Here is a 330-nt window from a genome sequence, read left to right on the forward strand (position 1 = left end):
GGTATGTTGTATAATTTGTTTGTCAGGGTTTTCTAAAGGTTCTTTAGTTGTAAAAGTGTCGTGGTAGAAAGTCTCGCCATTTTCCTTGATTTTTTTATTTTCGTATGCAGTTAAAATCCATTCATTCTCGCCTTTACCTTTCCACCCTTTGCTTAAGCCTATTCTATATTCTTTTCCGCCATCGTTTAATACAATGCTTTTTATTCCATTTTTAGATTCTACTTCCCCCTTTTCTATGATTTCAGGGATTTTGTGCAAGTCTAGTTCGGGGTGTTTGTCGATAATGTGGCTTAAGCCATAGCCCTCGTGTTTTTGTGCGTCCGTGATTTT

The 330-nt window shown here is 37.0% G+C and carries 1 protein-coding gene; it reads right to left on the reverse strand.

All coding sequences use genetic code 11. From position 1 onward, the window contains the following. The coding region (locus tag ACWIX0_RS14355) for a putative barnase/colicin E5 family endoribonuclease (protein ID WP_454174638.1) at positions 1-330 on the reverse strand (330 nt) is incomplete at both ends.

Source organism: Helicobacter sp. T3_23-1059 (assembly GCF_053654515.1).